The 20,701-nt window shown below is 46.0% G+C and carries 16 protein-coding genes and 2 pseudogenes; 11 read left to right on the top strand and 7 right to left on the bottom strand.

All coding sequences use genetic code 11. The annotated features are described in order from the left end of the window. The 3 genes and pseudogenes from NG792_RS26590 to NG792_RS26580 form a co-directional block, all read left to right on the top strand. On the top strand, positions 1-948 hold a 948-nt coding region (locus tag NG792_RS26590), incomplete at its 5' end, for an RHS repeat-associated core domain-containing protein (protein ID WP_261237434.1). Beyond that, positions 945-1,415: a hypothetical protein gene (locus NG792_RS26585; protein WP_261237432.1), complete on the top strand. Its 471-nt coding sequence runs from the start codon at positions 945-947 to the stop codon at positions 1,413-1,415. The genes NG792_RS26590 and NG792_RS26585, both read left to right, overlap by 4 nt. 42 nt (positions 1,416-1,457) lie before the next feature. Next, positions 1,458-2,261: pseudogene (locus NG792_RS26580) on the top strand (RHS repeat-associated core domain-containing protein); the annotation flags it as partial. 187 nt (positions 2,262-2,448) lie between these two features. Here NG792_RS26580 and NG792_RS26575 read toward each other — a convergent pair. Together NG792_RS26575 and NG792_RS26570 are read right to left on the bottom strand one after the other, a co-directional pair. Next, positions 2,449-2,955 (bottom strand): GUN4 domain-containing protein, encoded by a 507-nt coding sequence (locus NG792_RS26575; RefSeq protein ID WP_261237431.1) that lies wholly within the window; start codon positions 2,953-2,955, stop codon positions 2,449-2,451. 87 nt (positions 2,956-3,042) lie between these two features. Then, complete coding sequence (locus NG792_RS26570; protein ID WP_261237430.1) at positions 3,043-3,198, bottom strand: hypothetical protein; 156 nt, start codon at positions 3,196-3,198, stop codon at positions 3,043-3,045. 45 nt (positions 3,199-3,243) lie between these two features. Here NG792_RS26570 and NG792_RS26565 point away from each other — a divergent pair, with 45 nt between their 5' ends. Beyond that, complete coding sequence (locus NG792_RS26565; RefSeq protein ID WP_261237429.1) at positions 3,244-3,372, top strand: hypothetical protein; 129 nt, start codon at positions 3,244-3,246, stop codon at positions 3,370-3,372. Positions 3,373-3,559: 187 nt separating this feature from the next. Here the strand turns inward: NG792_RS26565 and NG792_RS26560 are convergent, their stop codons facing one another. Beyond that, entirely contained in the window at positions 3,560-4,432 is an 873-nt protein-coding gene (locus NG792_RS26560) for a vWA domain-containing protein (RefSeq protein ID WP_261237427.1), read from the bottom strand. A 60-nt stretch (positions 4,433-4,492) separates the two neighbouring features. Then, positions 4,493-6,121: an ABC transporter substrate-binding protein gene (locus tag NG792_RS26555; RefSeq protein WP_261237420.1), complete on the bottom strand. Its 1,629-nt coding sequence runs from the start codon at positions 6,119-6,121 to the stop codon at positions 4,493-4,495. A 234-nt stretch (positions 6,122-6,355) separates the two neighbouring features. Here NG792_RS26555 and NG792_RS26550 point away from each other — a divergent pair, with 234 nt between their 5' ends. The 3 genes from NG792_RS26550 to NG792_RS26540 all read left to right on the top strand — a co-directional run bounded on the left by NG792_RS26550 (position 6,356) and on the right by NG792_RS26540 (position 9,184). Then, positions 6,356-6,679 carry a hypothetical protein gene (locus NG792_RS26550; protein ID WP_261237418.1) on the top strand — a complete coding sequence of 108 codons (324 nt, stop codon included), beginning with the start codon at positions 6,356-6,358 and terminating at the stop codon, positions 6,677-6,679. 107 nt (positions 6,680-6,786) lie between these two features. After that, complete coding sequence (locus NG792_RS26545) at positions 6,787-7,320, top strand: GIY-YIG nuclease family protein (protein WP_261199223.1); 534 nt, start codon at positions 6,787-6,789, stop codon at positions 7,318-7,320. A gap of 70 nt (positions 7,321-7,390) precedes the next feature. Next, a complete protein-coding gene (locus NG792_RS26540) occupies positions 7,391-9,184 on the top strand; it encodes a serine/threonine protein kinase (protein ID WP_261237416.1) in 1,794 nt (597 codons plus the stop codon). A 68-nt stretch (positions 9,185-9,252) separates the two neighbouring features. Here the strand turns inward: NG792_RS26540 and NG792_RS26535 are convergent, their stop codons facing one another. Further along, positions 9,253-11,613 (bottom strand): ATP-binding cassette domain-containing protein, encoded by a 2,361-nt coding sequence (locus NG792_RS26535; RefSeq protein WP_261237414.1) that lies wholly within the window; start codon positions 11,611-11,613, stop codon positions 9,253-9,255. Between the two features lie 621 nt (positions 11,614-12,234). Between NG792_RS26535 and NG792_RS26530 the strand changes: the two genes are divergently transcribed. From NG792_RS26530 to NG792_RS26515, 4 genes are all read left to right on the top strand, one after another. Then, positions 12,235-13,821, top strand: a complete 1,587-nt coding sequence (locus NG792_RS26530; RefSeq protein WP_261237412.1) for a protein kinase domain-containing protein — start codon at positions 12,235-12,237, stop codon at positions 13,819-13,821. 56 nt (positions 13,822-13,877) lie between these two features. Beyond that, positions 13,878-15,320, top strand: a complete 1,443-nt coding sequence (locus NG792_RS26525) for a class A beta-lactamase-related serine hydrolase (protein WP_261237410.1) — start codon at positions 13,878-13,880, stop codon at positions 15,318-15,320. Between the two features lie 90 nt (positions 15,321-15,410). After that, positions 15,411-16,865: a protein kinase domain-containing protein gene (locus NG792_RS26520; protein ID WP_261237409.1), complete on the top strand. Its 1,455-nt coding sequence runs from the start codon at positions 15,411-15,413 to the stop codon at positions 16,863-16,865. Positions 16,866-17,113: 248 nt separating this feature from the next. After that, positions 17,114-18,607 carry a serine/threonine protein kinase gene (locus NG792_RS26515; RefSeq protein ID WP_261237408.1) on the top strand — a complete coding sequence of 498 codons (1,494 nt, stop codon included), beginning with the start codon at positions 17,114-17,116 and terminating at the stop codon, positions 18,605-18,607. A 243-nt stretch (positions 18,608-18,850) separates the two neighbouring features. Here NG792_RS26515 and NG792_RS26510 read toward each other — a convergent pair whose 3' ends face one another. Both NG792_RS26510 and NG792_RS26505 read right to left on the bottom strand, forming a co-directional pair. Continuing rightward, positions 18,851-20,248, bottom strand: coding sequence for a ferredoxin:protochlorophyllide reductase (ATP-dependent) subunit N (locus tag NG792_RS26510; protein WP_261199229.1), 1,398 nt, complete (start codon positions 20,246-20,248; stop codon positions 18,851-18,853). 44 nt (positions 20,249-20,292) lie between these two features. Continuing rightward, positions 20,293-20,701, bottom strand: a pseudogene (locus tag NG792_RS26505) (hypothetical protein); the annotation flags it as partial.

Here is a 20,701-nt window from a genome sequence, read left to right as displayed (position 1 = left end):
TATGTGGATGATGCTGTTGCGGTCAACTATCTGCATGGACTGGATTTGATTTCTCAGGAAAGGGATGGGAGTGAGTCTTTCTACTTAGTGGATGGACTGGGTAGTACGAGGATACTGACGGATGAAGGTGGGGAGGTTACAAATACTTACAGTTATGATGCGTTTGGGAATATCATTTCTTCTGGTGGTACTATAGAGAATGACTATCGATTTGCAGGAGAGCAGTATGATGAGAATTTAGACCAGTATTATCTGCGCCAACGGTCTTATGATGCGGGTATTGGCCGGTTTACTCGACGGGATACTTATGAGGGAAGACTTGGGAATCCAGTAACGCTGCATAAGTATTTGTACGCGAATGGGAATCCGGTTAATTATGTCGATCCAACGGGACTTTATACTCTTGCAGAAGTTCAGACGGCTAACTCCATTCGAGACATTCTAAACAATTTACAAATTGAAAATGGACAACGCCTTATACAGGCTACTCTAAATGGAGGTAATTCTGGAGTCGAAGATCTGCTTTTAGATTTCGGAATAACTTTAGCGGTAACATTAGCTCCTTATGCTCTTCCTTATGTAGCCTCTGGTATATCTTCAGGATTATCAGCAATCCAGAAGAGGATAGATGCTAGAGCGCTTGCGAATTCAGTAGAAGAACTTCGTCTAACTGGAACTGTTGCAAATCATTTATCAGATTTTACAATTCGTACTGATATAGTTGGCGGTAGGTTTACAGAACTAGATAGACCATTTATAAACTCGCCACTTGTTTATCAAGAAATTATGAAAGCCAAAACTCCAGTGCCAGATCCACGTGGAGTACCTGGTGCGTTAAGATGGGATGTAGAAGGTTCTTTTCGGGGCCGAGAAGGTATATGGGAACTTGTCGTAGATCCAAAAACCAAAACTGTTCTGCACTTTAATTTTGTAGGGAGAAGACGATGAAATTTAAGTGGTTTCAAAACCCAGATATTTTGCAGGGTAGGTTGATATATGTTCAACAAGATTATGCATTTAATTTTTTGCCTTCATCAAGATCGACAATTACTTCCTTGGTTATTGATACTTTGCAATTGAGTATTGACCATAAAGGTCGTGTTTTGGAGGTTTGGGGCTACTGCCCCTATCAGTCTTGGCAGCTTGCTGAAATATATCCGCCCAATTATATACCGGGCAGTGTTTTCGTTGAATTGGAAGATATTATACCGGGAGTTTCAGAACAAATAGCTGGAGTTGGAGAATGGGATATTTTTGTCAATTCAAATACGGGATGGGTATGTATAGAAAAAGAAAAACAATCACCAAGTGCTATAGCCATTGAATTTGCTTCTAATAGTGTTGCAGTTCTTGAAGAAAATTGTTTGAAAGCAATTTGGCTACATCCTGAAAATCTACCCGCTCCTGTGGTATAAGGAGAATCGTCTATCTAATTAAAATAACAAAATTTTGCCGGAGAGCAGTATGATGAGAATTTAGACCAGTATTATCTGCGCCAACGGTATTATGATGCGGGGATTGGCCGGTTTACGAGGCGGGATACTTATGAGGGACGTCTTAATGAGCCGGTAACGCTGCATAAGTATTTGTATGCGAATGGGAACCCGGTTAATTATGTCGATCCGAGTGGTTTCTTTGCTTCTATCCAAGAAATTACTATAAGTCAGCAAGTCGGGGCTATTTTAGCAGCAACCAGCCTGACAGGAATTGTCGTTAACTCTGGCCCTCCAGAATATCCAGGAGGATTTGGAGAAGGACCTCAACCATCGCTTCCCAATCACACGGGTCATACACCACAAACAAGCTTGCTAAGAAAGCTTCTTAGCTTGGGAGGTTTTGGAGCCGGATCGCAACCAGACCTGCCTAGCCACACAGGTCATCCTGCACATGATTTTGAAGATTTAATCATTTATCTTTTTACAGCAAGCGGAACTTTTAGAGGTCCAGCAGCAAGTGGTTTTGATTGGGAACATATTATGGATCGTCATCATCCTTCAGGAAATGTAGCACGACTACGATTACGACAAAATCCTAATTACAGTAGTAATATTTTTCACGATTTAACAGAACAGCAAGTTGAAAGAGTTGTGCGACGGGCATGGAAAAACCGAGAAAAAATTAAGACGCAAACGAACGCAGCCATTGAAGAAACTCGAATACAGTATCGAGGACTCGATCCCCAAAGTGGTTATGAGATAGAAATGTGGCAAAATAAAGGCACTAAAATTGTAGAAACAGCTTACCCCATACAAAGACATTGATTTAAGTCATCTCTAAAAACCGTATTTTTTAGAGATGACTTAAATCAACCGTAAATCCTACAAATTTATTAAGTGAAAAATTAAAATAATTTGCATGTAGCAGATCTTCAATTAATCTGGCTCTTTCATCCCCGCGAAAGCGGGCATCTAGAAAGTTTTCTACCTCACTAATAGGAGAAGCGGTCTACTAAAATTTAAAGGAAGTTAAAGCAGCAAACCATTCTCCATCTTGTGCAGTAGGTAAATGTCCTTTTGGGGCATTCATGTTAAAATTAAGAGCGTCATAACGTAGCCACAATCCATCTTCTTCTGATAACTCGTCTTTTGGAAGCCACTCTGCTTTTATAAACCAACCTACACACTCACCAAATTTTTTATAGTTTTCGTAAGTATAAGCATCAATTTTACCCCCAAGGCTTAACCAAATATGTTTTTGAATACTAAAACCAAAACGTTTTTGACTATAATTCACCCATAATTTGTTTAGAGTGATTAAATCGGTATTAGGTAAGTTTATTACATCTAAACGATTTAACCAACCTTTTTTCCCTTCTGGTGACGCTTTGATTATTAAAGATCGAGTTTCTATATCAGCCTTTTTCCACTCTTGTAAGGCAAGTAAATCTCGAAGTGGGCGATAATCTAAATCTACTTCTGTATAAAGATAGCTGTCCGAGATTTCTGGGATTAACATTTGCAATATTCTCCAAAACAAATTAAAACTAAAGTATTGTAGATCGAATAGAACAGACAGGATATTTTAAAAACTATTAAAAGGATATCATCTTTTCTCATCAAAAATGATGCGGAACACTACAGGCAAGCAAATCGCGCCCGATGCGATACAAATCAACCCAGAAAGAAGCATCAGTCCATTTCCAACAATTTCGGCATCGTCAGCTACGGCATCACGGAAAATGACCGGCTGCGGTTGCAAGGCAAGAAGAAAGTGCAGTATGGGGGCAAAATCAAAACCGTGTCGATGAACGAAGCAGAACGAGCGGCAGCGTGGGAAGGCGAACTCGACCGCTTAGAAGTAGATGCCACCGCCTTCGATTACCTACGAGCGGCACGTCAGCAACAGCAAGAGTGGGCACCTTGGGTCAAGTGAGGGTTGTCGTCGAAGGGTATTCAAATCATACCCTTTGAGCGCATCGGATTGTGGCTCGATGGATGCGGAAGTGCTACAAGTATAAGCTGAGGCGTGAGGATGCGGGATTAGTTTTGGTAGAATCGCTGGGCATTGCCACTCCACATCCCCTCTGCAATCGGCTCGACACACCCATTCATAGCCCGGATTAGCAAGAGTTTCCAAAGGGGATACCAAATCCTTTCCATACGGCAATCAGGGTGACTACGGTCCAAAATAAGGCGTTACCGAGGGCAATTTGACCGGCTAGGGTCATGTCTAATCCCATGATTCCTTGGAACAGCCAGCGATCTAAGGGGAGGGTGAGGGTCCACATTAAAAAGATGAAGGCTGCGGATAACCAAAATATGATCCACCGCAAGTTACTGTTAAAATCTCGGAAAAAGGTTTGCGTAAATAAAAGCTCAAGGTTACTCGCTTCGGCTGATAGATAAAGCCCCTCGGTTAAGCGGGTGGCTTGTTGCAGTTCATCGGAGTGGGAACCGCCGACAATGACGGCGTTGATTTTAACATTTTCTGCTTGAGCATTCTCGATGACGGTCCCATTAATCGGGGCAATTCCATCGGTGACGAGGAGGAGTTCTCGGCAGCGATTTGTAATGTTGCTTAGGGCGCGGGTTGTCTCTTGAATCGCTAGGTTTAAGTTGGTTCCGCCTCCGAGTTTTTGTTCGAGGGTCGGTTGTTGTATGGAGGTGTTGAATTGAGTTTCGGTTTGGTCGTTATCGGGGGTAAAGTCCGTGGTGAGGGCTTGACTCTCGCTGGCAAATCCGAAGACTTGGATGGCGTTAGGTTTTTTGAGGTTTTGATTTTGATTGATGTAGGATTTGACGGCTTCAATTTCTTGTTGACGGACGATGCCGGAGGTGCTGTCGCTAAAGTCGATCGCGATCGCCACGGCAACGGGAGGTCTTCCAAATCCTAATAGCCAGGATAAAGCCGCAACAATGGCACAGCCTACCATGAAGATTAAGGGAATTTGAAATAAGGGGTACTGCCAAATTTGACGACGGGAACGAATCATGGTATTATTAGCGGGTAATTGAGTGATAATTTGAGTCCCAATTTAGCGAAAATCGCTGGTCTAAATGGGTTCAAATTGATAGCGATATCCGGCACTGGTCCCGGGAACGGCTTGAACTAGGGGGATGCGGTCAAAGAGGCTAAAATCTGTGGCAGTTCCGGCGATCGCAATGCCATTTTGCAGCAATTGTGAGGTTTCGGCCCTTGTGGGTTTTTGTGTGATGGCATTGGCTAGGGCTTGGGTGGTATCATAAGCGGTGGCAGTCCGCCAACTGACTCTCCCTTGCCAAATATTGGTCGCTTGTGAGGCGAAAGCATCTCCTTCTTGCCAGCGCCAGGGTACAGCCAGAACTAAGCCGTTGATGGCGGCATCTCCATCTTTGAGGATATTGGGATTATACAATTCATCTCCCCCGAGGAGAGTGAGAGGGGTTCCGGCGTTGGCGTTGGCTTGGGCGATCGCCACGGCGGTTTCTACTTTGTTCTTACTCAGTGCCAAAACTCCTACATTAGCCCCGAGTTGCGCTGCATCACTCACTTCAGTTCCCGGATTAAATCCCCCTTGGGTAATATCAACCTCTTTCACCACTTGACCCGGGGTTTGCATCAAGGCAGCGGAAAAAGCATCTTTTAATTGCTGACTGTAGGGACTATCTGAGTTATAAAAGACCACGACGGCAGGGGAAGAAACTTTTTGCTCGGCGTAGGTGGCGAGGGTTTTGCCGACTCCTTCTAAATAGTTAGCAAATAACTCATTGGCTTTTTGAGCCAGGGAGATAGTTTTGAGAATGGATTGACCGGGAACGGTACTAGAAATACTGGTACTAATGGGGGATAAAACGGCTAATTGGGCGCGTTCATAGCGGGCGATCGCCTCCCGAGATGCCGCATCTACACCATGTCCCATCACCCCTAAAACATTGGGCGATTGAATCAAATCTTCCGCTAGGGAAGGAGCTTTTCCCGGTTCGGATTCATTGACAATTACCACTTCTAATAATCGCCCTGGTAGTTGGGGAGCATTATTATACCGTTCTTGTTGTAATGCCACTCCCCGCAATACTTCCTTCGCCGAATTTTCACTCGCCGAGATGGGGACAACGATCGCAATAGTGAGGGGATTTCCCGCTTGTTTAGCCCGCGCATTGTGAAAATAAATTTTCGCTTCAGGGTCGTTGGGGTCAGCTTGTACGGCTTGTTGATATTGAGTTACAGCTTCAGTCCAGTTATCTTGACTAAATGCAGTCGCCCCGGCTGTTTTTTGGGAAAAATTAACCCCGGGATTGAATAAAATCTTTTCTCCCTGACTGATGAGTTCGGCATTCACAGCGGTTTGACTCACCTTGGCTAAAGGGTCGGCTGCCCCAGGTGAGAGGGCAACAGTCTCAGAAGTGCTCTCGACAACTTCGGGCTCACGAGTTCGTCCCAAGAAATACCAGGCACTTGCACCCAGTAACAACACCAGCAGGGCGATCGCCACTAACCCAGGCAGGTTCGATCCCCTGCCTCCTGACAGGACCGTTTTACTGCCCTGGGGAGACTTTTTCCCCGTGATTGCCTCCCGAGGTAACCCACAAATCATACAATCTGGGGTGTGGTTTTCCTCGGGAGGGTGGGGGCCGGAACAATTCGGATAATGCTGCCCATTTTTCGGGACTCCATCGCAGATCCAACTTTTTGCTGCACTCACCTTAGACAACCTCTCTACTCTCAATCTCTGTTCTTATTGTAAAAGTTAAAATCACCAAAATCCCCCGCTACTCCGCAATTAATCTCCCCCAACCCTCCACAACTCCTGCCCAAAGGGGAGCACTTGCCATAAGATAGGTTAAGGGTTAAGGGCGTCCCCCCCTTTCAAGGGTCCCGGAGCATCCCGGCGTTTCGCTCAAGCTCGATTCAGTTGTTTTTATTACCAGCCGTTCTTATGGGTCTTAAAATTGTTCAAAACTTTGGGGGCAGCTTTACCCTCAACCCCGAAGCCAAATCCGTTCTATTTGAATTATTAAATAGCCCGGAGTTTGTTCAGCAGGTGGCTCGGGCTGCCCAGTGTTCTCAAGTAGAGTTTACTGAATTAATGTTCCAGCCTGTTCCCTATAGTGAACAGACTCCCAAGGGAATGCCTCCAGAGTTTGAATCCTATCATGAATCGGACGATTACCTTATAATTAATGTCCCTCCAAACTTTATGTTTAAAGCCAAAATTTTTAACCCCAGCCGGATATGTGTGGTCTATCGTAAGCTGAGTTAGAATCATCCCTAAACCCTGGGGATCATCCCTCGGGGGAACGCCCCGGCACCGATCGCCGGTGTTCCCTCCCGTCACCATCAAAGAAAATTTTTCTGGAAAACTTACTCATGCCGGAGATTTCACCCCTATCTACTCTCGACTTTTTACCCTATCTTGATGAGGCGGGAAACTGCAACAGTGATTTCACGGGTAAAGTCGGAGTCTATGCCATTTTTGATGAACCCAAAACTCTCCAATATATTGGATATTCCCGAGATATTGCCTTGAGTTTGAAACAGCACTTGATGCGAAAACCGGATTGTTGCTATTGGATTAAAGCACAAACGATTGAGCGCCCGAGTCGGACAATTTTAGAAGAAATCCGAGCCGCATGGATTGCCGAAAATGGCGAGATGCCTCCCGGAAATGGTCCGAATGAAGGGCAATGGACTCAGGCGATCGATGTTAAACCCCTGATGACCGATGAAGAACGGGAAAAATATGAAAAATCCATCGACGAACTCGCCCAGATGAAACTCTTAAAACAGGTGTCACGCCGTGTCGAAGCGGATTTGTTAGCAGTCCTGGAGTCCCGGGGACTTAAAGAGGCAATTCGCTTTAATCCAAAACTCAAAGAAAGTGGTTTGCTAGACTTAAAATAATCCAGGGTTATGCTGTATTATTTACACCGACTCTGTGATTGTCGTTCTAGCCCCTACTCTGTCAAATTCCATGAACTCGGTACTGCTCAATAATCGCTATCGTATCCTTCAAGAATTAGGGATGGGTGGATTCGGCCAAACTTTTTTGGCAGAAGATACTCAAATGCCCTCAAAACGCCGATGTGTCATTAAGCAGCTCAAACCCGTGACGGGCAATCCCGCGATTTATCAGATGGTACAAGAACGATTTGCGCGGGAAGCAGCCGTTTTGGAGCAATTGGGGGATGGAAATGCTCAAATCCCTAAGTTGTTTGCCTATTTTGAATTAGAGGGACAATTTTATCTGGTTCAAGAATGGATTGAGGGGGGTACTTTAACTAAAAAGGTCCAAACTTTGGGGACCCTGAACGAGGCACAGGTGCGATCGCTGTTGATGAACATTCTGCCGGTCCTCGCCTATGTGCATAGTTTCCGGATTGTCCATCGGGATATTAAACCCGATAATATTATGTTACGGCCCTCGAATCCAGGCAGCTTTTCCCCGGGGGAGGATGTACCCGTCCTGATCGACTTTGGATCCGTGAAGGAAACGATGGCAACGGCGATGAGTTCTTCCGGGGGAGTGACAAACTCGATCGCCATTGGTAGTCCCGGTTTTATGTCTGCGGAACAAGCTGCCGGTAGACCCTTGTATTCCAGCGATTTGTATAGTTTAGGACTGACGGCGATTTATATGCTCACGGGGAAAATTCCCCAGGAATTCCCCACCGATCCGGCAACAGGTGAGATTCTGTGGCGGTCTTATGCACCCACGGTAAGTCCCGGTTTAGCGATGGTTCTCGATCGCGCCACTCGGTTTAATCCGCGCGATCGCTTTCCCACCGCCGAAGATATGTTAAATGCCTTAAAACCTAATGTCAACTCTCAAGTGGCGACAGTCGCCGTCGCCCCGCCTAATCGTGCGCCCGTACCCCCTTCTCAAGTGGCGACAGTCCCCGTCGCCCCGGCAAATCGTGCGCCGGTAACCCCTCCTCCCCCCTACCGACAATCATCACCTCAACCGGGTATTTCCCCCCGGGCAGTCGGCATTGCTGCGGCAGTGTTAGGGATATCCTTTCTCATCGGATTTGGGATTGCCCAAGACAGAAAATCCTCAGATCCGCCGATTGCTACACCCCCTGCCAACAATCCCCCGCCGGTTTCTGTGCCCCCCTATACTCCACCGCCGACTCAAACTCCTCCGATTATTTCCCCACCCTCGCAGGAACCGGAAACGCCTCCCGTGGTTGTTCCCCCGCAGGAACCGGAAACGCCTCCAGTAGATGTGATTCCCCCACAGGAACCGGAAACGCCTCCAGTAGATGTGATTCCCCCGCAGGAACCGGAAACGCCTCCCGTGGTTGTTCCCCCGCAGGAACCAGAAACGCCTCCCGTGGATGTTCCCCCGCAGGAACCAGAAACGCCGGTGGATCAGACGCCACCCTCAGAACCGGAACTGCCGGATAGTACCCCCGAACCCACGGAACCAGTCGGCGATCGCCCGACTCCGGAAGAGTCCATCAGCGACTACTATGCTAATATTAATAACCGCAACTATTCCCAAGCCTGGAACCAACTCGATCCGCGATTTCAAGCTAATGAATCTGGGGATTATAATACTTACACCAACTGGTGGAATACGGTGGGAAGCGTTAATGTGAATAATGTTAATGTCGTCGCCAGTACCCCCTTTTCTGCCATTGTAGACACCGGATTAACCTATACCATGCAAGATGGGACAATTTCCGATGAAACCCTCCGGATGTCCCTAATCTGGAATGAGGAAACCGGCACCTGGGCGATCGAACAAACCAGTCGCCTATAACTTCCCCATGTTCGTAGTAACGACTTGGTGTCGTTACTATGAACTAAGAGAACGACACCAAATCGTTTTCAAAAAATATCCTTACGCTTCTGCACCCACAAAGTTAACCCTAAATACACCGTAGCGTGCAATAACAACATCCCCCAATTTAACCCCAAATTAGCCCAAGTTGGCTCATAAATAGCGGTGGGTTCAAAGGGCAAAGGCATGGTCGTTCCATCAGGCAAAACCGTCGCTTCGGGGACCATTGCATTCACATTCACCAATGAACCATAAGCCCCCACGGACCAACGACTCAGCATCACCCAAGAAATCACTCGTCCCACCCCTTCCATGCTAAATAATACCCCCGCAAAAATAATTTGCGGCAGCAATAACAGGGGTAAAGAACTATTTGCCTGAGAACTATTTTTAACCAATGCAGAAACCAGCAACCCCAGACTCATACTGGTAAACAAAGTCAAAATTGTACTAATTCCTACGCCGATCGCCCAGGGAATTAACTCGGGTTGCGGGCTTTTAAATCCAATTAAAATCGCCGCTACCATCAGCAGGGTTTGTAGCAGGGCTAATCCCCCTAAAATCAAGAGTTTAGACCCTAAATAGGGAAATAGCCCTAAGTTGACTAACCGTTCCCGCATATAAATCGGCCCTTCTTTGACAATTTCTTGTAAAGAAGTCGAGAGTCCAATCCAAATCGCCGCACAGGTGAAGACAAATAAAACCCGGAGGGCTAAAGGGGCTAAAGTCGCTTCTGGTTCTCCGATTAATGGGTCTTTGTCTCGGATTGCTAAAGTAATTAAACTAATGCCAATGGGGGCCGTTAATAACACCAACCCTAAGTTAATTGGGTCTCGTTGCACCAATTTAAAATAACGTTGAGTCAGGAGAGAAAGCTGCTGGAAACCGGAGGGTTTGACTTGACTGGGTGGGGCAACTGCCGACCCTTTGCCCGTACTCAAATGATTTTCGACATAATTGCGATAATAGGGGGACTGGCGAAAGATATTAGCCCATTGTGCTGCGTGTACCTCCCCTTGTTCTAGTTCGTTATAAATATCGGCAAAATCACCAGAATTAATCCGGAAAAATTGGAACGCTTCATCGGGAGGACCAAAATAACAGGGATGTCCCCCCCGTCCCATAAAGACGACGCGATCGCAGAGTTTAATATTCGCTGTTGCATGAGTAACTAATACAATCGTGCGCCCTTGATTCGCCAACTTTCGCAACAGTTGCATCATTTTTTTATCCAATCCCGGGTCAAGTCCCGAAGTCGGTTCATCTAAAAAGAATAATTTCGGGTCCGCAAGTAATTCCACCCCGATACTCACCCGTTTACGCTGACCCCCACTCAGTTGACTCACCACTACGGTTTCGCGATCGCCCATTTCAATTTCTGCCAGGGTCTTTTTCACCACCGTCTCTACATCCGTATCCGGTGGCAAGCGTAGTTTCGCCGCATAAGTCAGCACTTCTCTGACTGTAAGCTGTCCGTGGATAATATCATCCTGGGGGACATACCCGATTTGAGTGCGATAAATATTAAACGTCGTCCGTAAATCATCCCCATTAATATACACCCGCCCCTGAGTTGTTGGATCAATTCCCAATAAAGTTCGCATCAGGGTAGACTTTCCAGTACCACTCCCTCCCACCAATGCTACAAACTGTCCCGGTTCGATCGCCAGGGTCACCTGATTTAATAACTGCTTGACTTTTTGCCCATCTCTCACCTCACGGACCAACCCCTCCGCATCCAAGCGAATCTGACTGCCGCGATCAAGGACCTGTAACTCATCTCCCCGAAGTAACAAGGTAAACGGACCAATCCGAATCGTCGCGCCATCCGTGAGACGGTGGGAAGTTTTCACCCGTTGATCATTGACAAATACGCCATTTGTGCTATAATCTGTTATCGTATAATTATCAATCACTGCATGACGACGGGAGACAATCGGCGCATCCAGTTGGAGATTACAGGCCGGGTCTCGTCCCAAGACGACCGATCGCCCCGCTAAGGAGAGCGATCGCACTGTCGGCGGCGTACCCGCACTTGCCGGATTAATATAAGTGAGTAAAATTTGGTCTTTAGGATTTTGACCAATGCGAATTTGCGTCCCATCTTGCAACAGAAACCCTTCCTTGGGGGTAATCCGAGTGCGATCGATAAATAACCCATTGGTACTCGGGCGCTGTCCATCGCCATCATAGATGTGATATTCACTCCCCACCTTGGACAGAACCGCATGAGCACGCCCAATAATTTGCCAATCCGAGGGAACCAGCAAATCCGCACCCGAACCGCGATCGCGTCCAAACACATGGCGACTGTCCGTCAATTCCAGACGCATCACCTTGCCATGATTATTCAGTTCCAGATAGGGATTGACATTGAAAACCGTTTGTTGTCCGGGGGGATTGGTCATGGGTCATTCGTCCTTGGTGGTGAAGGGTTGGTCATTGGTCATTGGTCCTTGGTCCTTGGATAGTTACCGTCTACTATCAACTATCAACACTATCCACTGTCCACTCTCTAGGGTTGGTCCTTGGTCCTTGGTCCTTGGTCCTTGGATAGTTACCGTCTACTATCAACACTATCCACTGTCCACTATCTACTGTCAACTGTCAAAGCAGCAAGCGCCTTTCCCAACTGTCTGCAACCTATCCCCAAGGACAAAAGACCAAGAACCCCCCATTCCCCTGCTGTCCGTAAACCCAAAATATAGACAAAATAATCAAAAGTCTCTCTCCTGAATACTTCTAGCTGCTGTCCGTAAATCCACGACTATAAAACTAGGATCCAGGATTTACGGACAGCAGAGAAAAGCTGCTGTCCGTAAATCAAAAAACCTGACAAAATCGCCAAAACTCAATCCCATGAATCTTTCTAGCTGCTGTCCGTAAATTTACGGGCTAATCCCTTTAATTAAGAAACCCTGACAAATGACCAAAGACCCAAGAGCATTCTTAAAGATTAATTAACAAAATTCAAGCGAACCAGACAGTCATGATATGCTCAGAAAAAGTCTGACGAGGCGAGCCGCTTTATGATGACCCCAACAAGGCTGAACAATCGCTATCAAGTTATTCGAGACATCGGCGCGGGTGGATTTGGGCAAACATTTCTGGTAGAAGATACCCAAATGCCCACCCAACGGCGCTGCGTTGCCAAACAACTCAAACCCGTTACAACCAATCCCCAAATCTTTCAACTCCTGCAAGACCGCTTCGCCCGAGAAGCAGCTATTTTAGAAGAATTGGGAGAAGGAAATACCCAAATTCCTCGGTTGTATGCATATTTTGAAGAAGACGGTCAGTTCTATCTGGTTCAAGAATGGATAGAAGGAGAAACCCTGACTAATCGGGTTGAAAAAGGTGGCAAACTCAGCGAAAGTACAGTCCGAGAAATCCTCGTCAGTCTGCTGCGCGTTTTAGAATTTGTTCATAGTCAACGGATTGTCCATCGGGATATTAAACCGGATAATATCATTTTGCGAAACTCCGATGGAACCCCCGTTTTGATTGACTTTGGAGCAGTCAAAGAAACAATGGGGACGGTGATGAATTCCTCGGGAAACGGGACCCGTTCCATTGTGATTGGTACTCCCGGATTTATGCCATCAGAACAGGCAGCAGGACGTCCGGTGTACTCCAGTGATTTGTATAGTTTGGGGTTGACGGCGATTTATTTGCTCACGGAAAAATGGCCTCAAGAATTGCAAACGAATCATGATACAGGGGAGATTGTGTGGCGACAATATGCACCCAGAATTAGTCCAAGTTTGGCAACAGTTTTGGACAAAGCGATTATGTCCCATCCCCGCGATCGCTTTCATACCGCCCGAGAAATGTTAGATGCCTTAGAGGCAAGAAATTCTAGTTCCCCAGCAGTCGCCGTGGCACCAGTCCCGCCTACGGTAGCATCGGTTCCCCCAGTTGCCTATGGAGTTCCTGTGACTACCGTTTCCGCACCTCCCCCGAATAATCAACCCCCGACGGTTGTTTCTCCTCCTACGTCACAACCTGTAGATACAACCCGCAGCAGCGGCATGGGAGATTGGCAAAAGGCGATGATTATCGGCGGAATCATTGGTACTTTTGTCTTATTTGGACTCTGGATCACCCGACCCCAACCTACCCCCACAAATGCCACCGCTTCCTCGGAAACTGAGAATTCTGGATCATCTCCCACTCCGGAAACGAGTAGTAATTTCGCACCTGTTCCCAGTCAATCAACTCCTTCCACTCCCTCAATTACCTCACAAGAAGCAGTTGGTTTGATTAATAATTGGTTGTACGCCAAGGACCGGATGTTTGCACCGCCTTACAGTCGTCAACTCGCGGCTGAGTTAACGACGGGTGTACTCTATGCAGATTTAATCAAACCTGATGGTCCAATTGCGTGGTTGGAAAATAATAATGCCTACTATCAATATGGGGTGAGGAAAGTAGAATCTGTCGAACGATTTTCTGCCGATGGCGATCGCGCCAGTCTGGAGGTTTTTGTTACCGAAGACCGCACCCTGTACAAAAATGGCCGCGCCGATCCAGAGCAAAGCAAATTTTCAACCGATAAAGTCCGCTATACCTTGCAGTTGGTCAATGGGACGTGGAAAATTGCTGATTATCAGTAATTATTATTAACCAAAACAGCCGTTCTTTACAGAGAGTTTATAAAGAGGGGGAGCAAGTGGGTCACCCAAGTGGATCGAAATTTCCAAAACATCACCAACAGATTCATCAGTTAGAAAATGAACTAGATCGAGCCTCCCAAATTATTGAAGAATTACGCAGGGAGAACATTCACCTCAAACATCAAAATGCTCAATTACAAAATCGGGCTATCAATCAGCAGACCGTTTTGCAAAGTGACCCTGCTGTTTCCTCAGTAGTTATCCCCCATCAAAACAGACACAAAAACGATTCAATCTATGAAGAACCTGATGACCAAACTGGGTGGGAGCAATTATCTAACTTACCCTTTACTGTCAAGGTTTTAATAGTCGTTTTAGTGATAGTGCTTGCGGGTTTAGCAACCATGCAGCTAAGAAATTTGCGTTCTGTAGTTTACTTGTCACCGGATGGTCCAGGACCTTTGTCATCCTCAGAACTTCCAGAACCCCTTTCTATTTCTCCCTCAACATCTTCAACAAATACTTCATCCAGTTCTGTTTCTAGTTTACCCCCAAGCAAGCGATTACAAAATGTAAAACTGGTCTACAACATTAACAAAAACCCTCGGTTTCAAATCAGCGATGAATTGCAATTAATCGTTGATGAAGCTATTGATTTAGCGGAAAGTAAAGGCTTGCCAACTTCAGCCCTTTCAATCAGCTTAATCGATGACAAAACAGGAAAAGTAGCGGGATATCAGGAGCAAACCTTACGATATCCGGCCAGTCTCGCTAAATTATTTTGGATGGTAGCCCTTTACGCCCAGGTTGAAAAAAAACTTTTGCCAGAAGATACTGTATTTTCTACAGAACAATGCCAAAACAATCTCTGTAAAATGGTGCAAAAATCTGACAATGATGCTGCTAGTCGTATTGTCGATTTACTCACGGATACCACATCTCAATTCCAAAACTCAGAAAATTATGAGCAATGGTTAAACCAACGCCAGTGGGTTAATCGGTTTTTCCAAGAAGCCGGTTATCAAAATATCAATATCAGCCAGAAAAATTTTCCCATTCCTTATTTAAAACTTGATGAACCGCAAGGATTTGAATTGAGAATGAGAGGAAATCCCGAAAATCCCCTGCGGAATAAAATGAGTAGTGAACAGGTGGCCCGGTTAATGTATGAAATTGTTAATAGGCAAGCAGTTTCCCAGAAAGCCAGCGAAAACATGATGCAATTATTGAGAAGAGATTTACGCCCGGAAGTTTGGCAACAAGAACAGTACAACTCAGTGCAAGGCTTTTTGAGTGAGCTATTACCGATATCAGAAGTCTACGTTGCTTCAAAAGTTGGCTGGACCTCTACTTCGCGCCAGGAAGTTGCCTACATTGCCACCCAAGATGGGAAATCAGCCTATATTTTAGCAATTTTTGGCGATGATCCGGCCTTTGCGAATGACTGGAAGATATTTCCTGAAATATCTCTACACATATATCGGAGAATGAATGAGTAAAGGTTAAGAAAATTATCGAATTTGATAATTTTTAAATCCAAAATTCATGCCATAAATTCAATCTAATTTTGACAAAATGTCAAAAAATACATGAACAAACTAACCCTGCTAAACAATCGCTATCGGATTATTAAAGAACTGGGTTCCGGTGGATTTGGGGAAACTTTCCTCTCGGAAGATACCCAAATGCCTTCAGAACGGCGCTGCGTAGTCAAACAACTCAAACCTGTCACCGCCAATCCCCAAATCTTTCAACTGATCAATGAGCGATTTGCCCGAGAAGCGGCAATTTTAGAAGCATTAGGAGAAGGAAACCGACAAATCCCTCGGTTATATGCCTATTTTGAAGAACAAAGTCAGTTTTATCTGGTCCAAGAATGGATAGAAGGAGAAACCCTAACCAATCGGGTTGAAAATCAGGGGAAAATGAGCGAAAGTTCGGTCCGGGAAATCCTGATAAGTTTGTTGCCGGTGTTAGAGTTTGTTCATAGTCAACGGATTGTCCATCGGGATATTAAACCGGATAATATTATGTTGCGCAAAAGTGATGGAATTCCTATCTTGATTGACTTTGGTGCAGTGAAGGAAACAATGGGGACGGTGATGAATTCTTCGGGAAACGGCACCAGTTCGATTGTGATTGGGACTCCCGGATTTATGCCTTCCGAACAAGCAGCAGGACGTCCGGTGTACTCCAGTGATTTGTATAGTTTGGGGTTGACGGCGATTTATTTGCTCACGGAAAAATGGCCCCAGGAATTGGCGATAAATCATGATACGGGGGAGGTGATTTGGCGACAATATGCACCGCGAATTAGTCCAAGTTTGGCAACAGTTTTAGACAAGGCGATTATGTCCCATTCCCGCGATCGCTTTCATAGTGCCGGAGAAATGCTCTCGGCGATCGCTACGCCAGTTTCCAACGCTCCTACCCTTGCTGCGTTATCATTGGCAGAGAACCCCACTGTAGCGATATCTCCCCGTGGGAGTAACTCGCAAACGCCGCTAGTTAATTCCCGAGACTCATCCAAACCCATCTTGATTAGTAGTGCGATCACGGGAGGATTAATTGGTGCATCTATCCTGATCGGATTTGCCATTCACAAATCTACGCCACCCAGTTCAGAACCAACAACAGTAGAAGCGCCAACTACTTCACCTTCCACAGCAGCATTACCTCCTCCATCGGAGACCCTTACAGTTACAGAAAATCCAAATTTAAACGCTTCTACTCACCAACCTCCCTTTGACTCCCGAGGAATACAAAATCAAACGGATGAATACTCCTGGTTATCTGTTAGACGAGTAACCGATGCCGATTTAGTCGGAAAAACAGCTTTTCAACTTGACATCATGCGGAATGGTATTTTTGCTCGTCATGGTCGCCGTTTTAATAATCAAGCGTTACAAAGCTATTTTAATAGCCAACCCTGGTATATTCCCATTTACGATCCTGATATTTTTCCCAATAATTTATTGTCTAACCTGGAGCAAGAAAATGTCCAATATATTTTGGATTTTCAAAATAGAAATGGCTTAAGATGATTGAGGACATTCGAGAAAATAGAGTAATAATTTCATTTATTTATCTGTGCAGTTATATGGACAATCAGTTGCATGGAACTCTGGTTTACACCTCTAAATTCTCTACTTTGTAGGAAAGAGGTGGGTAAAATTAAAATCAAGATCAATAAAATTAAGATGAAAAAACAGAAGGGATTCCCAACCATGCGGGAAGAATAGCGCCAGTAAATTTTATTTGGAATATCGCTTTTGTTAATTTTTACATACTTATGAACAAAATAACCATCCTAAACAATCGCTATCGGATTATCCGAGAACTGGGTTCCGGTGGATTTGGGGAAACTTTCCTCTCGGAAGATACCCAAATGCCTTCAGAACGGCGCTGTGTGGTCAAACAACTCAAACCTGTCACCGCCAATCCCCAAATCTTTCAACTGATTAATGAGCGATTTGCCCGAGAAGCAGCAATTTTAGAAGCATTAGGAGAAGGAAACCGACAAATCCCTCGGTTATATGCCTATTTTGAAGAACAAAGTCAGTTTTATCTGGTCCAAGAATGGATAGAAGGAGAAACCCTAACCAATCGGGTTGAAAATCAGGGGAAAATGAGCGAAAGTTCGGTCCGGGAAATCCTGATAAGTTTGTTGCCGGTGTTAGAGTTTGTTCATAGTCAACGGATTGTCCATCGGGATATTAAACCGGATAATATTATGCTGCGCAAAAGTGATGGAATTCCTATCTTGATTGACTTTGGGGCAGTGAAGGAAACAATGGGGACGGTGATGAATTCTTCGGGAAACGGTACCAGTTCGATTGTGATTGGAACTCCCGGATTTATGCCTTCCGAACAAGCAGCAGGACGTCCGGTGTACTCCAGTGATTTGTATAGTTTGGGGTTGACGGCGATTTATTTGCTCACGGAAAAATGGCCCCAGGAATTGGCGATAAATCATGATACGGGGGAGGTGATTTGGCGACAATATGCACCGCGAATTAGTCCAAGTTTGGCAACAGTTTTGGACAAGGCGATTATGTCCCATTCCCGCGATCGCTTTCATAGTCCCCGAGAAATGTTGGATGCGTTAACTCCATGTTCGCTACCCGGGTATGGGATACCCCCGGCGATCGCATCCCCATCACCTGTTCATCCTGTGCCTGCACCTGTATTCGTTGCGGCGAGTCCCACTGCATCATCCCCTGTGGTTAAATCTTCTAGTCTGGGTGATTGGCAAAAAGCTGGGATTATAGGAACAATCATCGGTCTGTTTGTCTTTCTCGGACTGTGGATTTCTCGTCCTCAAGTGGCAACGAATTCCTCGGAAAATATTGCCGCTGAACCCGACCAAACGAACCCAGAACCGCAAAAGTCTTCCCCCGAAACTCCTGATGCCTTGAAGGGGTTGGAAGCTGTACCGGCTCGTTCAGAATCGTTGAGTCAAATTGACCCGAAACAATTTATTATCAATTATTATACCAATCTGAATCAACGCCAGTATAATACAACTTGGAGTAAGCTTTCTCCTAATTTTAAAACCAAGGCGGGTACATTTGCGGATTATGTGGAATGGTGGGAGAGTGTGGCCGAGATTCGGGTGGGAAATGTGCGGTCGATCGCCCAGACGGAACGAGAGGCGATCGTGGATGTGCAGTTACAGTATTTGATGAACGATGGAAGACTGGTTGATGATCTGAAAAATCGGATTAATTTAGTTTGGGATAATGGGCAACAAACTTGGTTATTTGATGATAAATTTGAGCCGTGATTTTAGGGCATCATTAATTAATTTATTTTAAAACACTGTGGGGCAATTCATTAAGTCTATAAAAACCCGCACCCTCAAGGGTGGGTCTACACGGACAAAGCCCGCCTGCGCGGGCTGAAGAGAAAACCGACTTTTGACAACCGGATTTGGTATGAAGTCGTTACTACGAACATCGGAAAAATAAAAAAAGGGTGGGCATTAGTCCACCCTTTTTTTTAAGTGATAAATGAATTAGACCCGAGATTATACTTGGGCTTCTTCTTTCACTAAGCGGTCCCAACCAAGGTCTTTCATGGAGTTATTCCGACGCATGGGACGAGTGACTAACTCTAAAATATCCCGGGCGTTGGTGAATCCGTGAATTTGGGCGAAGGTAAATTCAACCGACCATTTGGTGCTGATTCCTCGTGCTTCTAGGGGGTTGGCGTGGGCCATTCCGGTGATGACGAGATCCGGTCTCACTTCGTGAATCCGTTGCAATTGGTTGTAATTATCGGGTTTTTCGATAATTTTCGGCAAGGGAACTCCCATCTCGTGGCAGGTTTTTTCTAACAAGGCGAGTTCGGGTCCTTGGTAGCGTTTATCCAGATAAGGAATGCCAATTTCCGCGCAAGTCATGCCGCAGCGGATTAGGAAGCGCGCTAGGGAGATTTCTAGCAAGTTATCTCCCATGAAGAAGACGGATTTACCGCGAATCAGTTGGATGTAATCTTCCAAACTGGCCCAGATTTGGGCTTCCCGTTCTTCTAGTCCGACGGGTTCGATGCCGAAGACGGAACAGATTTTTTCGATCCAGGCGCGGGTACCGTCGGGACCGATCGGGAAGGGTGCGCCAATCAGTTTAGCTTTACGGCGGCGCATGAATGCCGTAGCGGTGCGACTGAGGAAGGGGTTAACACCACAGGCATAATCCCCTTCAGCGATCGCCGGGAGTTCGGTATAGCGCTTCGATGGCAACCATCCCGAAACTTTAATCCCTTGTTTCTTCAGTTCTAAGGTGAGTTGCGTCACCACCGGATCCGGTAAGGACCCAAACAGCACCAACGGAGGATGATTCGCATATTCCGCTTCTTCTGCCACCACTTCTTCTTTTTGCTTACCGAAGTTAAGCAGTTTCTGAATGGCGTTGCGTTCTTGTTTTTCTTCCTCTTTTTCCACCTTCTCGGGACAACGTTGGACCATTGCCGCCAATACGGTATCTTCGCCTTGGGTGAAGGCATAATCTAAGCCATTGGCACGCGCTACGACGATGGGAACGCCGATTTCTGCTTCCAGTTTGGGTGCGAGACCCTCAAGGTCAGTTTTGATAATTTCGGTGGTGCAGGTGCCGATCCAGACGATCACGCTAGGGTTGCGATCGCGCTTAATTTGTAAGCACAACCGTTTTAACTCTTCATAATCGTTCAACTGCGCCGAAATATCTGCCTCTTCCAACTCCGCCATCGCATAACGCGGTTCAGCGAAGATCATCACCCCCATCGCATTCTGGAGGAAATAGCCACAGGTTTTCGTGCCAATCACTAAAAAGAAACTATCTTCTATCTTCTGGTAAAGCCACGCCACGCAGCTAATGGGGCAAAAGGTATGATAGTTGCCGGTTTCACACTCAAAGGTGAGCGCTTCAGATGGAGCAACAGTCATGGAATTGATTCTCCTGTCTTAATTGTTGGTGCTGAATTAGTCGCTTACAAGTCCTTCAAGAGATCAGACATTTCTGAATCATCTTCAGAGTCCATCTCATCCGCTAACGCATCTAAATCCACATCCCCAAACGCATCTTCTGAGTCATCATCTCCTAACGAACCGAGGTCTAAATCCCCGAGGTCATCGTCAGAACTTGAGTCTCCAAATCCCTCTAAATCCAAATCCCCCAAGTCATCGTTGGCGCTAGATTCTCCAAATCCTTCCAGATCGAGGTCGGCTAGGTCATCGTTGGCGGTGGAGTCTGAGTCCAACCCGCCTAAATCGAGGTCTCCCAGGTCATCCGCCACGGATTCCCCGAACGGATTCGGCATAGCGATCGCTTTCTCATCGGTCGCTTCATCAAATCCCGCGAGGTCCATATCCCCTAAATCCTCAGAGGCATCGGAATCC

Origin of the sequence: Laspinema olomoucense D3b, from assembly GCF_025370785.1 — a bacterium.
GTDB classification, from domain to species: domain Bacteria; phylum Cyanobacteriota; class Cyanobacteriia; order Cyanobacteriales; family Laspinemataceae; genus Laspinema; species Laspinema olomoucense.
Note: the sequence above shows the minus strand (reverse complement) of the source record. Positions and strands in the feature narration are given on the sequence as shown.

Coding starts and splice junctions, on each gene's coding strand:
- NG792_RS26565 (WP_261237429.1), top strand. CDS start 3,244: ATGAACGAAGCAGAACGAGCGGCAGCGTGGGAAGGCGAACTCGACCGC.
- NG792_RS26535 (WP_261237414.1), bottom strand. CDS start 11,613: ATGACCAATCCCCCCGGACAACAAACGGTTTTCAATGTCAATCCCTAT.
- NG792_RS26530 (WP_261237412.1), top strand. CDS start 12,235: ATGATGACCCCAACAAGGCTGAACAATCGCTATCAAGTTATTCGAGAC.
- NG792_RS26540 (WP_261237416.1), top strand. CDS start 7,391: ATGAACTCGGTACTGCTCAATAATCGCTATCGTATCCTTCAAGAATTA.
- NG792_RS26545 (WP_261199223.1), top strand. CDS start 6,787: ATGCCGGAGATTTCACCCCTATCTACTCTCGACTTTTTACCCTATCTT.
- NG792_RS26560 (WP_261237427.1), bottom strand. CDS start 4,432: ATGATTCGTTCCCGTCGTCAAATTTGGCAGTACCCCTTATTTCAAATT.
- NG792_RS26520 (WP_261237409.1), top strand. CDS start 15,411: ATGAACAAACTAACCCTGCTAAACAATCGCTATCGGATTATTAAAGAA.
- NG792_RS26585 (WP_261237432.1), top strand. CDS start 945: ATGAAATTTAAGTGGTTTCAAAACCCAGATATTTTGCAGGGTAGGTTG.
- NG792_RS26510 (WP_261199229.1), bottom strand. CDS start 20,248: ATGACTGTTGCTCCATCTGAAGCGCTCACCTTTGAGTGTGAAACCGGC.
- NG792_RS26515 (WP_261237408.1), top strand. CDS start 17,114: ATGAACAAAATAACCATCCTAAACAATCGCTATCGGATTATCCGAGAA.
- NG792_RS26550 (WP_261237418.1), top strand. CDS start 6,356: ATGGGTCTTAAAATTGTTCAAAACTTTGGGGGCAGCTTTACCCTCAAC.
- NG792_RS26575 (WP_261237431.1), bottom strand. CDS start 2,955: ATGTTAATCCCAGAAATCTCGGACAGCTATCTTTATACAGAAGTAGAT.